Here is a 14,288-nt window from a genome sequence, read left to right as displayed (position 1 = left end):
AAATGTTAACGGAAACGGAGGGATTCGAACCCTCGCGCCGCTTTCGCGACCTACACCCTTAGCAGGGGCGCCTCTTCGGCCAACTTGAGTACGTTTCCAAAAATGGCTCCACAGGTAGGACTCGAACCTACGACCGATCGGTTAACAGCCGATAGCTCTACCACTGAGCTACTGTGGAATAATATAATTAGATTTCTTCGAGCACAAATACTATTATAACAACCTGTTAAAATAATTCAAGAGAAAATAACGAAAAAGTTGCGGAACATTTACACTCAATCAATATAAACATCCCGCATTTTAACAAAGTGTTTAAATCGTTTAAAAATACCCTAGACCTTTGGTGTGTTATTTATTACGAGGTAGGTACATAGTGTTTCATAGACATCTAAGGCAGGTTTGGAGTAGTCAATGGGATTATCTGTGTTCCATTTAATCTTCTTAACACGTTTGCGGATAATGTGTTCGTAATAGGCCGCATTTTTATACTGATGCCAAATAGTACGTACAGTGGCTGTAGTGATAAGAGATTGACCATCTGAGAAGGTGATTTTGGTTGCGTTGTTTTTTAATGCTTTGACATCTTGGATAAATTCAATGTTAATCCAGATATTGTCTTCAGAGCGCTCTGAATGTGTAGAGAATAAAAAGATTGAAATAACAGGTGATAGTAAAATAGGGGGTTTACTATTAATTTTAGAAAGCCGAGCAGTGTCGGAACGAAGGTTTTGGAAAGTTGATCCGTAGAAGCGGCAGGAAGCTTCTAAAGTTTTTTGCGGTGTATGCGCTGCAATCCTCGGTTCTTTTTTGTAGGTGAGAATTTGTGTGTGCAGGTCACCATACTGGTCTGTGCGAATCGGAACCATAGCCATATCGTCGCTTTTAAAGATACAGTGTTCGTCCATGAACATTTCCTCCTATTTAATTGGTAGAGATTAGTTTATGTTAAAAATCTAATCATGTAATTATTGTATACTAGCACCTAGATAAGTCAATAGAAACTTTTGTATTAATATTACACATTTTATTTTTTAAAAAGTCAGAATATTCATTGATTTTAGATAAAATGACATGTATACTCATAGTTAAATTAAAAAGAGAAAGGCAGTGATTATCATGAATCACAATATCAATGTAAAAAATGGGACGCTTCAAGCATTCGTAGCCAATGTAAATGATTTAGGGGTAGAATTGGTAATCGACCAAGCATTGCGTAATGTACGTAAAGAAAAGTTGGCGGTGCTGATTGATCAAGCATTAGTTGAAAAGGATGAAGAAGCATTCAATCGCTACACTGAAGAATACAATCAATTGGAGGATGTTTTAATTGGCTAACTCGTCGTCAAGTTCCTGTTTAAAATAAAGGTCTATTCATTTTCTAACAAGTAATGAATAGACCTTTTTTGTATGAATTATTTTATTTTTATGACATGAGTCGAATGAGTTCTTCTCTAGGAATATCTCCGAAGTAATGGTAGATATCGTATTCAGATAGTGCTGCTTCGATACTTTCGAAATTATGCAAGCTGCCGATTAAAGCGTGTTCTAAATCAGCTACATCGCCGACCCCAAAGAAGTCTCCGAAGATTTTCGCATGTTCGATACGACCGCGTTTGACATCTAATTTAACTTGAACGAAGCCTTTCTCGAATTTTTCTTCACGTTCAAAGTTGTATTTAGGGTTTTTACCATAGTTCCAATCCCATGTGCGATATTTTTCATTGCTTAGTGCTTCTATATTCTTCCAATCTTCATCTGTTAATGGGTATTCTTCTACCTCATGTTCTCCGAAGATGTGTTTTAAAATAATTTCTTTGAATTCCTCAATGTCCATAGGTTCATCTAGGAACTCTGAAATGTTTGCGACACGTTTGCGTACAGATTTAATTCCTTTAGATTTGATTTTAGCAGGGTTGACACGCAATGCGTTTGTAACCTCGTCTAAGTCGCTGTCCAGTATCAGTGTACCGTGGCTGAACATACGCTCTTTGACTTTCACCATCGCATTTCCTGAAATTTTTGCCGGTCCGATTTGAATATCGTTGCGGCCTGTCATTTCAGCGTTTACACCGATACTGCGCAATGCTTGCACAATCGGCTCTGTAAATTTCTTGAAGTTATGGAAACTATTGCCGTCATCATCTGTGATGAAACTGAAGTTTAAGTTGCCGAAGTCGTGATATACTGCACCGCCGCCAGAAATACGGCGAATGACATCGATATTATGTTCATCTACATAATGTTGATCGACTTCTTCAATCGTATTTTGGTTTTTACCGATAATGATAGAAGGGCGGTTAATATAAAATAAGAAGTAATCGTTATCTTGCGGAAGATGTTTTAATATATATTCTTCCATTGCTAAATTTAAACTGGGGTCTGTAATGCCATTATTACTAACAAACTTCATGCTTATTCTCTCCTTTGTTCATACTTTGCTTGTTACTTTATTTATGACGCATTTTAGGATAAAATGCCAACTATACACTTTGCCTTTCGCAACTTAGTCGGACTTCATATTCAATTATAACGTGTTTACAGGATATTTGTTTATTTGAGGGGCGAATTTTAGTACAATATAGAATAGTATAATTCAAGGAGGACCTGTAATGACTGTTGCAGAAGTAGGAGATATTGTAGAATTTTATGACGGTTTAAGAGGCCGTGTCGAAAAGATTAACGATAACTCAGTTATTGTTGACTTAACGATTATGAAAAACTTTGAAGAATTAGATTTACCTGAAAAAACGGTAATTAATCATAAACGCTATAAGATAGTTGATCAAGAAGGTTAAAAACGAATGAAAACTAATACAAAAGCATTATTGTGGTTTGTAATAAGCTTTATAGTATTCCATATAATCTTAATCATTATGTGGGGAGAGCGCCAAGAATACTGGTATCTTTATACAGGTATTATGTTGTTTGCGGGTATCAGTTATGTCTTTTATCAACGTGATTTAGAATCCAAACGGTTGTTGACGTCTATAGGTATAGGTATCTTAACAGCGCTTGCGTTGATTATTGTGCAATTAATTATGTCGCTGATGTCTGCAGATATTACTTATAAGTCCTTAATTAAAGATTTATCACGTTCTGGTGTTTATTTTAAATGGCAGATTCTAGTGACATTGTTATTTGTCATTCCATGCCATGAACTCTATATGAGAACAGTTTTGCAAAAGCAATTACTAAACCTTAAATTGCCGGCTTGGGCAGCGATTGTGATTACTGCCTTGGCTTCGAGTTCGCTCTTTTTCTATTTTGATCAAATCTGGCTCTGTATCTTTATATTTATAGTACAGGCGATATTATCCATCAGCTATTTTTATACGCGTCGAATTATTACCACAACGATTGCACAAATCGTAGCGGTAGTATTATTACTGATTTTTCACCCGTAAAGGGTTATACAAAAAGAACCTGGATGGTTTGACTGTTTTAATAACAATCAAGCATCCAGGTTCTTTCTTTTTATTTAATTATGCTTTCTTTATCCTTAATACGTAGAACGCTGCAATAATTCAAAATATGAAATTTTGGTGATATCTACAACGTACTCAGAAGGTTCTGTGACGTGTAAGACACCTGCATTTGAGTCTTCTTCGACAGCTTCTACTGAGATTTCATTATCATTATCCATATAAAGAATTAAATACTTGCTTGGATTTTCGTGCAAGTACGAAAGAATTGTTGCTTTATTCATATCACTTCAACTCCATGCTTCGTTAAAATTTGATGTTGCCGTGTTTATCTGCAGGTCTGAACAGCAATGTTTTAATGGCACTGATAATCGCAATAACGTGCGGGATACCAGTCCAAAAGAATGCTAAGTGTAAAATCGCTTGGCCGTTTTGTCCGGAATAAAACTTATGCACGCCAAAGTTGCCTAGGAACAACGCGAGCACGATATATACAATCTTATTGACTCTCATGTCTTATTCTCCTTTAAACCAAATTTGATATATCTTCATTATGGATGATTTACCACGTATTTTCCAATTTAACCCTTTGTGAAGATAAAAAATAAACAGACAACCAAATTTATTGTTAAAATAGAATATGTAGAGAACCAATTAAAGGAGAATTTTATGATTAGAGCAGCAAAACCTGAAGATAAACATGCTATAGCAGAATTGAGTTATATTATTTGGCAAGATATGGAATTGCCGATTGTTCAACGTTTTGATAAAGCGCAAGTGATCAGCTGGTTAGAACAATGTATTGCAGAAATTCCGTATAGAACCTATTACAAAAATGTACGCGTCTATGAAGAAGAGGGCACAGTCATGGGATGTATCGTGACTTATTACGGAAAAGATGAAATGACATTAGAACAAAATTGGTTGAAACTGGATTTGCCGAAAGAAGCAAAAGCCATCGGGACACCATTGCCGCTGCAAGAAGCAGAAGACGACGAACTCTATATTGAAACAGTCGCAGTCTTTGAAGGGTATAGAGGGGAAGGCATTGCGACGCAGTTAATGAAAGCAGTTATTGAAGATCCGAAGTATCGGAAAATCAGTTTAAGTTGTGATTTAGTAAATACAGGAGCACTGCGCTTATATGAACGCTTAGGATTCAAACGCGAGGGAAAGATAGATTTATACGGTCATGATTATTATCATATGGTCATTCAACATGCATCAGAAGCAAGCAAATAAAAAAGGAGGCTCTATGTCAAATTCGGTTGATGCATAAAATTTGAAATCAAATATTATAGTTACCATAAACTATGTCGCTCAGCTAGTATTGCTTTAATTCCTATGGAATTTAGTATTACTAACTGAGCATTTTTTATTTTAAGCTGCTTTAGGCAATGGGGTATGGAAGCGATGTTTTTTCTTAGCTAATAGCTTGAATTTGATTAGAATTCTATTTCTGAAGTTATAGAAATTTCTGTATCCATAAGCGATTCTTTTTAGTACTTTAATGTTGTTATTTATAGCTTCTATAGGGCCGTTTGAGCGACCAGGATGATTTAATGCATTCATAATTTCTGGTAAAAAATTTCTAAAGCTTTTAAGTACTCTTTTAAGTCCGCCATCAGTATTTCTATCCTTAAGGTATTTAAGAATTTGATGAGTTAATTTATGATTTTCATTGGTCTTTATTGATGTACGAAGCGCATTTACTTTGTCATAGACATCCTTTAACTCTGGGCTTTCACCCAAAATAAAATTTATCATTGATTTTTCTGATTCTAATCCAGGGAAAAGCTTGTTATCTTTATAAAGCGTACTATTCAAGGATTCGGAAGGTTTAAGAATAAGCTTCCAATAATGTTTAAGTTTTCTATAGTATTTGCCATCCTTATGTCTTTTTTCATTCATTATCCTGATACGAACTCTATTGAGTTCTCTATTTAATGCTTGAACAAGGTGAAATCGATCTAAAATGATTTTCGCATTTGGAAATAACTGCTTAAATAAAGAAATATATGGGCTGTACATATCGGTTGTAACTGTTTCAACTCTTTTTCTTACTTCTCTATCAAACCGGATAAAATAAGCAAATAATGCACGCTTTCTACGATCAGGTAAAATATCTACGATTTGATGCGTATCACCATCACAAAATATAAAACTCATTTTACCTACTACATTTTTAACACTTTTGAATTCATCCACCATGATATGTTTGGGCAGTTCATTAAATGGACCTAACTTAACACTATTTGCAGTTTTATTAATATAACGTATTACAGAAGCAGAACTAACATCGTTATCGTAAGCAATGCCTTTGCAAGACCTATTCTCATGGCTTTGATACAGAATATGCAGCGCTAATTTATTACAGAAATTATGATGTTTTTTCACAAAATTCGTCTTTGCTACAAATGATGAATGGCATGAACGACAAAAGAACCTTTGTTTTTTGAGCTCTAAATAACTGGGACTACCTTGAATCTTCATAAGCTTTATCATCGTTTTTCTTTTACCATTCTTTACTATTCTATGGTTTTCATTTACTGCTCCGCAGTTTTCACAACAATCTGGTGTGTATGTCAAAGTGCCTTTAAATAGTAAAGTTCTTACCAAGTTAAAGTAAACTTCCTGAACATCATCAGAAAAAGTAATATTTTTCCCTTTATAATCAAGTATTTTTGCTATACAATGTGTCATAAGCGCAATTCCTCTCTTTATTTGTGTTGGTAACTTAAATATTAGGGGGTTGCGCCCTTTTTATGCAAAAAATTCGATTGAGAAATAACCGCTAGGTTATCTCATCAACCGAATTTATTATAGAGCCAAAAAGGAATGGAACACGATGTTCCATTCCGAAAAGTCAGCGATTAAATACCGCCTAACAGTGCGCTGATATAAATACCGAGTGCATATAAAAGTCCGAAGACTGTATTTGTTTTGCCTGTTGCGACCATTGCCGGCATCATTTCAGCAGGTGTGTCGTTACGTTTGAAACGACGGATTGCTTTAACTGGGAATGGGAATGACAACAGTACTAATAAGTAAAAGATTGAACCGCCTGGGACAAAGAATACTGTGTAGATGACCCAAACATAAGCAACGATATACATGAGTGCCATGAAGCGGATAGCGTTAGACTTGCCAAGTAAAATCGGCAGCGTTTTACGGCCGCTGGCTTTATCTTTAACACGGTCTCTAATATTGTTAGCCATATTGATTAATCCGATTGTAATGATAATCGGAACACTGATCCAAACTGCATAACCTTGTAAATTATCTGTTTGAATAAAGAATGCGATCAAGATAATAAACAGACCCATGAACACACCTGAGAATAATTCGCCGAACGGTGTCCATGAAATCGGGAAAGGTCCGCCAGTATATAAATAGCCGACAGCCATACACAAGATTCCGATTGGGATTAACCAATAAGAAGATTGAGAGGCGATAAACAAGCCGATGATTGCTGCGATGATGTAAAAGGCAATCGCAAGGTTCATGACGAGTTTAGGGCTCATACCATTGCGTACAATCGCACCGCCGATACCGACAGAGGTATGGTCGTCTAATCCCTTTTTATAATCGTAGTATTCATTGAACATATTTGTGGCTGCTTGGATTAATAAACATGCCAGCAGCATTGCGATGAATAAACTTAATTTAAGATGGTCTTCACTACCTAATAAAAATAATTTCGCAGTTGCAGTTCCTACGAGTACAGGAACTACAGCGGCTGTTAGAGTATGCGGACGCATCAGAAGCCAATACTTTCGGACAGTAGAATATTCCTGATATTGTTTTGACATTGTTTCTCCTTCTTAAACTGAATAAATATCAAATTTCAGACTGCGGATTTTAAAGACACAAAGATTCTATATTAAATTATCTGCATTCTGATTAATAAATTTATTTTAAGCAATGAAAAGAGAAAGGTCAAATTTTGTAGAAATAATAATTATTAAATGTGCAAATCAAAGTACAGTTGAAGTTAAAAAATGATACAATGAGATAATGTGGATAAGTAGAATGATGAAAGAAGTGAGATAGATGACTGTAAGTGTCAAGGATGATCAAATTCTCGACGCAATATATGAAAGCCAAAATAAATGGGTTTCAGTGGAGGTCAAAATTGACCAACCGACCAATCCGATTATGCTGTTTCAAATAACAGAAGATAAGGCCGATGACCGCTTCTATTTCAGAGAAAACTCTGGCGAAACAGCCTTTTTCGGGTTCGACGCACTTTTAAAACTGAAAAATGATTATGAAAATAAACAAACCATTTTCCGTGAATGGGAAAACTATAAAAATGATATTGCACTCATCCATCCAGATTCAGAAAACCATCACTTGAAAGTATGCGGAGGCTTCCAATTCTCCAGTCACAAATCAGATGATGAATGGCGGCAATTCGGGTTAAATCATTTTGTGCTGCCGAAAATACTGATTACATTGAATGAATCAGCCACTTATATTACGTATACCGTATTAAGAGAAGAATTCGATATTGAAGTGCTGCATGACATTGTCGACAAAGTTGCACATACTAAAGTACAACCGACTCAACCAAACGGCAATATTTCACGCAGCGAAGATATTTATAAAGAAGAGTGGCTTGAGTTGGTACAAGAAGCGATTGATTCTATGAATGACGAAGAAAAGATTGTATTAGCACGCAGACGCTTGATTCGTTTTGATAAGAAAATCGATATTGCCTATATTTTAGAAAATGCGATGAAGAACGAATCCAACAGCTATATTTTCGTCATGCAATCAGAAGGGTCAGTGTTCTTCTCTCAAACACCTGAACAGCTGATGGAAGTTGAAAACCAAGTACTGTCAACAAAAGCAGTAGCTGGTACCATCCGCCGTACATCTGATGAAGCACAAGATAAAAAACATGTTGATGCGTTCTTGCAAGACAGCAAAAATTTACAAGAGCATCATTTTGTAGTGCAAAGTATCTTAGACGACATCGCACCTTATGTGAATAAAGTAGATTATAATACACATCCGAAAATCTTAAAAAATGACCATCTCTACCATCTATATACTGAGATTTCAGCCGACCTTGAAGACAAGACTTATATCGGATTGCTGGACCGTTTGCATCCGACACCTGCTTTAGGCGGCTATCCTAAAGATAAAGCAATGGACTTTATCGAACAAAAAGAATTCGGAACAAGAGGTCTGTATGGTGCACCAGTAGGGTATATTGATATGGAAGATAATTGCGAATTTATCGTCGCAATCCGTTCAATGCTGATTAAGCAAGACCAAGCAACTTTATATGCAGGTTGCGGGATTATTAAGCAATCAGATCCGCAGAGTGAATTAGATGAAACGACACTTAAATTCACTCCGATGATGAATGCTTTAGGAGTCGAAAATCATGGATAATCATCAAACTAAATTAACCAAACAAGTCTTTACACTTGCCTCAGAAGTCTATGCATACGGCATCAGGGAAGTTGTAATCAGCCCAGGGTCACGTTCAACACCTTTAGCATTAGCTTTTGAAGCACATCCGGGTATCAAGACATGGATTCATCCAGATGAACGCAGCGCATCCTTCTTTGCGCTGGGTTTGATTAAAGGCAGCAATCGTCCTGTCGGGATATTATGTACTTCTGGTACTGCAGCAACTAATTATACTTCAGCAGTAGCAGAAAGCGACATCAGCAACTTGCCTTTAGTGGTGTTCACAAGCGATAGACCGCATGAATTGCGCGGTATCGGTGCACCGCAGACACTGAATCAAGTAAATATGTTCCAAAACTATGTCAGACATCAATTTGATATGCCGCTGGCTGATGATTCAGATGGTGCATTAGATGTTATCGACTATCAAATGCAGATTGCCAGTCAATATTTTGCAGGACCTAAACGCGGCCCTGTACATTTCAATCTGCCTTTCAGAGAACCGTTGACACCTGATTTTGAAATGACAGAATGGCTGACCATGGATGAAAAAGTCATTCCGAGATATCAAAAGACGACAACAATTGAATCAATCAAGCCGTTATTGAAGAAAAAACGCGGCCTTGTAGTAGTAGGAGATATGCAGCATCAAGATGTCAGAGAACTCTTACCGTTCGCGACTGTACATGATTTACCTATACTTGCAGGTCCGTTAAGCGGCTTGCGCCAATCCGGCCATCCGAATATTATTTCAACTTATGATTTATTATTCAGAGCAGGTCTCGATCCTAAAGAAGTTGATTTTGTGATTCGTGTCGGTAAGCCGGTACTTTCTAAAAAGCTGAATCAATGGCTTAAAGCAACGGATGCTTATCAAATTGCTGTACAAAACAGTGCACAGCCTGATGCCTTTCCGACACCGGCAGATATTACCTTTGAAATGACACCGAATGATTTCTTCAGAACACTTGGAGATGTACCGACTGCTTACCGCAAACAATGGATGACACACTGGCAGAATATGAACAGCCAAGCTATTGCAGAGGTGAAAAGTTATATTGACCATGCGACAGATGAAGCAGCGAATGTCGGTATTTTATTAGATAAGATGACAAAAGAGGATACTTTGTTTGTCAGCAACTCTATGCCGATCAGAGATGTAGATAATCTGTTTGTCGATTGCCAAGCTGAAATTTATGCCAATCGCGGTGCGAATGGAATTGATGGTGTGGTCTCTACTGCTATCGGTATGGCCGTGCATAAAAAAGTCACATTATTAATCGGAGATTTAGCATTCTATCATGATATGAACGGACTATTGATGGCAAAGCTCAATGATATTCATATCAATATTGTACTTTTGAATAATGACGGCGGCGGCATCTTCTCTTACTTGCCGCAAAAACAATCAGCCGCAAAGTATTTTGAACGCTTATTCGGAACACCGACGCATTTAGAATTTAAACACGCAGCGATGTTGTATGATTTCGGTTATGAATTGCTGGATACAGTGGAAGACTTTAAATATACGACTTTATCGCAATTAGAATCATATGTTTATGAAATCCGTACAGATCGCGAAGATAATCGTAAACAGCACCAAATCTTATATCAGAAATTGAGTGATATTGCGAATGTTGAATTATAACTTTTATGAAAGTAAAACAACGTCCCAGCGTTTATTAGTGATGCTTCATGGATTTATCAGCGATGCTTCAACGTTTGACCCGCACATCGAAGCATTAACTGATAAAGTATCGGTCTTAACGATTGAACTGCCGGGACATGGCCAAGACCAAAGCGATGCAGCTCAGATATGGAATTTTGACTTTATACGTGATGCGCTGGATGAAGTGCTGGCACAATTTGATGAGTATCAAATTTATCTGCATGGTTATTCCATGGGCGGACGTGCTGCTTTGTATTATGCATTGCACGGACATCAAACGCTTGAAGGTTTGATACTGGAAAGTACGTCACCGGGAATTGCGGATGAAGAAGACAGAGCATCTCGCAAACAAGTGGACGAGGCACGTGCCAAAGTGCTGGAAATTGCAGGACTTGAAGTATTCGTCAATGACTGGGAGAAACTTCCGTTGTTTGCGTCGCAAGCAGACAAGATGACAAAAGAAGAACGTAAGCGTCATCGCGAGATGCGTTTAGCGCAAGACCCGAAAGGCTTAGCGAAAGCTTTGCGTGATTATGGTACGGGGCAGATGCCGAATTTATGGCCCGAACTTTCTAATCTTACGCTGCCTGTTTGTTTCATTGTCGGTGAACGCGATGAGAAATTCGTAGAGATTGCACATAAGATGGAAGCAGCGATTGAAGGAAGCGAGTTGCATGTGGTGGAAGAAGCGGGCCATACGGTTCACGTGGAAGACGCGCAGCAATTTGATATAATAGTATTAGGTTTTTTAAATAAGGAGGAGCAAAATGGCTAGACAGTGGGAAACACTTAAAGAATATGATGAGATTAAATATGAATTTTTTGAAGGTATAGCGAAAGTGACGATTAATCGTCCGGAAGTACGCAATGCGTTTACACCTAAGACTGTACAAGAAATGATTGACGCTTTTTCACGTGCACGTGACGATCAACGTATTTCAACTATCATTTTAACAGGCGAAGGCGACAAAGCATTCTGTTCAGGCGGCGACCAAAAAGTACGCGGCCACGGCGGCTATGTCGGAGATGACCAAATTCCTCGTTTGAACGTACTTGATTTACAACGCTTAATCCGTGTGATTCCTAAACCTGTTATTGCGATGGTACGCGGTTATGCAATCGGCGGCGGTAACGTACTTCAAGTCGTATGCGACTTGACAATCGCAGCAGACAACGCAATCTTCGGTCAAACTGGACCTAAAGTAGGTTCATTCGATGCAGGTTATGGTTCAGGCTATTTAGCTAGAATTGTCGGACATAAAAAAGCACGTGAAATCTGGTACTTATGCCGTCAATACGATGCACAGCAAGCATTAGAAATGGGTATGGCAAACACAGTTGTACCATTAGACCAAGTTGAAGATGAAACAGTACAATGGTGTAAAGAAATGATGCAGCATTCTCCAACAGCTTTACGTTTCTTAAAAGCAGCAATGAACGCAGACACAGACGGTCTTGCCGGCTTGCAGCAAATGGCAGGAGACGCTACATTGCTTTACTACACAACTGATGAAGCGAAAGAAGGCCGTGACGCGTTTAAAGAAAAACGTAAACCAGACTTCGATCAATTCCCTAAATTCCCTTAATATCCTAGGGGTATATCAATCAAATAATCAACCCTGTTTAAAGGACAAACGTTGTTCTTTAAACAGGGTTTTTCTGTATAAAAATTGCCATAGATTATAAGAGAAATAATGAAGCGCCTCTAATGTATCTTTGTGAAATTAATAACAGGATAATACTTTAAAAACATAATCAAAATTCTTAATTTAACTTGTCGTGTGGATTAAACAATTTATAAAAAGTAAGTCTGAAATTACTTATTAAATAAAACTATTCCGTTGACAATCATTGTTAAATTGAATATATTTTAACGTAGAGGTGAAAAAATTATGGCGAAAAGTACAAAAAAAGATTTAGATCATGATTTATGCTTTCTTTTTTATATCACGACCAAAGAAGTGATTAATCGCTTCAATAAGTATCTGAAGCAATACAACATCAGTTTTCCTAATTATATTGTCTTATCTTATATTGAAGATGAAGAAGAAATATATGTGAAAACACTTTGTGATAAGTTGTATTTAGATTCTGGAACGATTAGTCCCATCGTTAAGCGTTTAGAAAAGAAAGATTTAGTCAGAAGAAAAAGATTGCCTGAAGATGAACGCAAGGTCGTGTTGCATTTAACGCAAGAGGGGAAAGCGTTAAAATCAAAGTTCAAGAACATTTCAACACACGTCATCGATCAGCTTAATCTAGACAGCGATGAAAAACTAGAATACTACAACATGATGCGCACATTTGCAGACAGAAACTTAGAATCAACTAAAGACGACTGATATCATTCTGAATGTATTGAAAGAAGAGGGAATGTACATTGCCATGACAGCGAAAATATTTATTAGGGATAGTATTAAGAGATTTATTACGAAAAAATAAAAGTGAGGTAGCACTATTCAAATAGCACTATCTCACTTTTTAAAAGCTTTATTTTACATACTCATTTAAATAATTTTCTAATCGATTCATACCTTCTTTGATGGTATCTAAATCGTAAGCGTACGAAATACGGACATGTCCTTTACCGGCATCTGTGAATGAAGAGCCCGGTACCATAGCGATATGTCCTTTTTCTAATGCGTCCACACAAAAATTGAAATCATCTTCGATATTAAATGGCGCAAGGCTAGGGAAGATGTAGAAAGCACCTTCAGGTTCAGCATCAATCTCAAAGCCCATATCTAATAAACGTTGTTTTAAATACGCCAAGCGTTCTTTATACGCTTTATTCATCGCCTTAGGCGCATCTATACCATCGGTTAATGCGGCGATACACGCAATTTGAGCGGGTACATTGGCACAAATCGTATTATAGGCATGCATGAATGTCAGTTTCTCTATTAAGTACTCAGGGCCGAGTAAGAAGCCTATACGGATGCCTGTCGCAGAATGCGATTTGCTTAGGCCGCTGATTAATAATAATTGATCGCGAATTTCTGGGAACTCCGCTAACGAAGTATGTTGGCCTTTGAATGTATTTTCCGCATAAATTTCATCACTTAAGATGAAAATAGCATGCTGCTTTAACTCGTCTGCTATGTTTGCGGCTTCTTGACGGCTTAAGATAACACCTGTAGGGTTTGTCGGATAGTTAAGCAATATCGCTTTTGTTTTAGGCGTCACGTGCGCTCTGATTGCTTCTGGCGTGATTTTAAAGTCTGTTGTTGTCGTATCGATGTACACAGGTTGTCCGCCTAATGTTTCAATTAACGGAATATAACCGGCATAAATAGGACCAGGAATAATAATTTCATCTCCAGGTTCTAAAATACTGCGTAAAGCAGTATCGATAGCTTCGCTGGCACCGTTTGTGACTACAATTTCTTCTTCAGTATAGTCGACATTGTAACGTTGGTTAAAGTAGCCGCGAATAGCAGTTCTTGTTTCCATCAATCCTTTATTGTGAGAATAGCTGGTTTGATCCTTATCAATTGCTTTGATATAAGCGTCTTTTACAACCTCAGGCATCGGAAAATCCGGTTGGCCGATAGTTAAATTGATACAATCCGGTATATTTTTAATTCTGCTGGAGAATTGTCTGATGCTCGGGGCACGCAAAAATTTTGAATTTGTATTTAAAGATAATTTCACTCTGTTAACACCTCAATTGATTACTTCAATATGTAATAAATGCTATCTTATCATATTGTAACACCAAAAAGCGCCTATAAGTCTGAATATAATTAATTTTAAGACATTAAACACTA

Annotated in this window: 16 protein-coding genes and 2 tRNA genes; 9 read left to right on the top strand and 9 right to left on the bottom strand. The window is 37.2% G+C overall.

The genetic code is table 11. The features are described from left to right. Positions 1-9: 9 nt before the first annotated feature. The 3 genes from MUA90_RS10015 to MUA90_RS10005 all read right to left on the bottom strand — a co-directional run bounded on the left by MUA90_RS10015 (position 10) and on the right by MUA90_RS10005 (position 905). Positions 10-98: transfer RNA gene (locus MUA90_RS10015), tRNA-Ser, on the bottom strand. Between the two features lie 5 nt (positions 99-103). Then, positions 104-178, bottom strand: a tRNA-Asn gene (locus MUA90_RS10010). A 154-nt stretch (positions 179-332) separates the two neighbouring features. Then, entirely contained in the window at positions 333-905 is a 573-nt protein-coding gene (locus MUA90_RS10005; RefSeq protein ID WP_105993734.1) for a competence protein ComK, read from the bottom strand. A gap of 211 nt (positions 906-1,116) precedes the next feature. Here MUA90_RS10005 and MUA90_RS10000 point away from each other — a divergent pair, with 211 nt between their 5' ends. Continuing rightward, on the top strand, positions 1,117-1,335 hold the full coding sequence (locus MUA90_RS10000; protein WP_105993904.1) for an IDEAL domain-containing protein: 219 nt from the start codon (positions 1,117-1,119) through the stop codon (positions 1,333-1,335). Between the two features lie 88 nt (positions 1,336-1,423). Here the strand turns inward: MUA90_RS10000 and MUA90_RS09995 are convergent, their stop codons facing one another. After that, on the bottom strand, positions 1,424-2,410 hold the full coding sequence (locus MUA90_RS09995; protein WP_262586653.1) for a lipoate--protein ligase: 987 nt from the start codon (positions 2,408-2,410) through the stop codon (positions 1,424-1,426). Positions 2,411-2,609: 199 nt separating this feature from the next. On the opposite strand from MUA90_RS09995, the gene MUA90_RS09990 reads away from it, so the two are divergent. Next, positions 2,610-2,795: a YkvS family protein gene (locus MUA90_RS09990; protein WP_095106140.1), complete on the top strand. Its 186-nt coding sequence runs from the start codon at positions 2,610-2,612 to the stop codon at positions 2,793-2,795. Between the two features lie 6 nt (positions 2,796-2,801). Further along, positions 2,802-3,404, top strand: coding sequence for a CPBP family glutamic-type intramembrane protease (locus MUA90_RS09985; protein WP_105993736.1), 603 nt, complete (start codon positions 2,802-2,804; stop codon positions 3,402-3,404). Positions 3,405-3,499: 95 nt separating this feature from the next. On the opposite strand, the gene MUA90_RS09980 is transcribed toward MUA90_RS09985, so the two are convergent. Together MUA90_RS09980 and MUA90_RS09975 are read right to left on the bottom strand one after the other, a co-directional pair. Continuing rightward, complete coding sequence (locus tag MUA90_RS09980; protein WP_105993737.1) at positions 3,500-3,706, bottom strand: hypothetical protein; 207 nt, start codon at positions 3,704-3,706, stop codon at positions 3,500-3,502. A gap of 22 nt (positions 3,707-3,728) precedes the next feature. Then, positions 3,729-3,935 carry a TM2 domain-containing protein gene (locus tag MUA90_RS09975; protein WP_262586650.1) on the bottom strand — a complete coding sequence of 69 codons (207 nt, stop codon included), beginning with the start codon at positions 3,933-3,935 and terminating at the stop codon, positions 3,729-3,731. A gap of 156 nt (positions 3,936-4,091) precedes the next feature. Here MUA90_RS09975 and MUA90_RS09970 point away from each other — a divergent pair, with 156 nt between their 5' ends. Beyond that, on the top strand, positions 4,092-4,664 hold the full coding sequence (locus MUA90_RS09970) for a GNAT family N-acetyltransferase (RefSeq protein WP_262586648.1): 573 nt from the start codon (positions 4,092-4,094) through the stop codon (positions 4,662-4,664). A 138-nt stretch (positions 4,665-4,802) separates the two neighbouring features. Here MUA90_RS09970 and MUA90_RS09965 read toward each other — a convergent pair whose 3' ends face one another. Further along, positions 4,803-6,125 carry an ISL3 family transposase gene (locus tag MUA90_RS09965; protein ID WP_262586160.1) on the bottom strand — a complete coding sequence of 441 codons (1,323 nt, stop codon included), beginning with the start codon at positions 6,123-6,125 and terminating at the stop codon, positions 4,803-4,805. Between the two features lie 170 nt (positions 6,126-6,295). Then, positions 6,296-7,234, bottom strand: coding sequence for a 1,4-dihydroxy-2-naphthoate polyprenyltransferase (locus MUA90_RS09960; protein WP_105993740.1), 939 nt, complete (start codon positions 7,232-7,234; stop codon positions 6,296-6,298). A 241-nt stretch (positions 7,235-7,475) separates the two neighbouring features. On the opposite strand from MUA90_RS09960, the gene MUA90_RS09955 reads away from it, so the two are divergent. The 5 genes from MUA90_RS09955 to MUA90_RS09935 all read left to right on the top strand — a co-directional run bounded on the left by MUA90_RS09955 (position 7,476) and on the right by MUA90_RS09935 (position 12,860). Further along, positions 7,476-8,828: an isochorismate synthase gene (locus MUA90_RS09955; protein ID WP_262586646.1), complete on the top strand. Its 1,353-nt coding sequence runs from the start codon at positions 7,476-7,478 to the stop codon at positions 8,826-8,828. Further along, on the top strand, positions 8,821-10,497 hold the full coding sequence (gene menD, locus MUA90_RS09950; protein ID WP_262586645.1) for a 2-succinyl-5-enolpyruvyl-6-hydroxy-3-cyclohexene-1-carboxylic-acid synthase: 1,677 nt from the start codon (positions 8,821-8,823) through the stop codon (positions 10,495-10,497). The genes MUA90_RS09955 and menD overlap by 8 nt, the downstream gene beginning before the upstream one ends. Next, positions 10,484-11,293: a 2-succinyl-6-hydroxy-2,4-cyclohexadiene-1-carboxylate synthase gene (gene menH / locus MUA90_RS09945; RefSeq protein ID WP_262586644.1), complete on the top strand. Its 810-nt coding sequence runs from the start codon at positions 10,484-10,486 to the stop codon at positions 11,291-11,293. Before menD ends, menH begins: the two co-directional genes overlap by 14 nt. Next, positions 11,286-12,104: a 1,4-dihydroxy-2-naphthoyl-CoA synthase gene (gene menB / locus MUA90_RS09940; RefSeq protein ID WP_105993744.1), complete on the top strand. Its 819-nt coding sequence runs from the start codon at positions 11,286-11,288 to the stop codon at positions 12,102-12,104. Before menH ends, menB begins: the two co-directional genes overlap by 8 nt. A gap of 306 nt (positions 12,105-12,410) precedes the next feature. Continuing rightward, positions 12,411-12,860 (top strand): MarR family winged helix-turn-helix transcriptional regulator, encoded by a 450-nt coding sequence (locus MUA90_RS09935; protein ID WP_105993745.1) that lies wholly within the window; start codon positions 12,411-12,413, stop codon positions 12,858-12,860. Positions 12,861-13,008: 148 nt separating this feature from the next. On the opposite strand, the gene MUA90_RS09930 is transcribed toward MUA90_RS09935, so the two are convergent. Next, positions 13,009-14,172: an aminotransferase class I/II-fold pyridoxal phosphate-dependent enzyme gene (locus MUA90_RS09930; RefSeq protein ID WP_262586642.1), complete on the bottom strand. Its 1,164-nt coding sequence runs from the start codon at positions 14,170-14,172 to the stop codon at positions 13,009-13,011. Positions 14,173-14,288: the final 116 nt, after the last annotated feature.

Source organism: Staphylococcus sp. IVB6181 (assembly GCF_025561445.1).
In the GTDB taxonomy this organism is placed as follows: Bacteria; Bacillota; Bacilli; order Staphylococcales; family Staphylococcaceae; genus Staphylococcus; species Staphylococcus simulans_B.
This window is presented reverse-complemented; position numbering and strand designations above follow the sequence as displayed.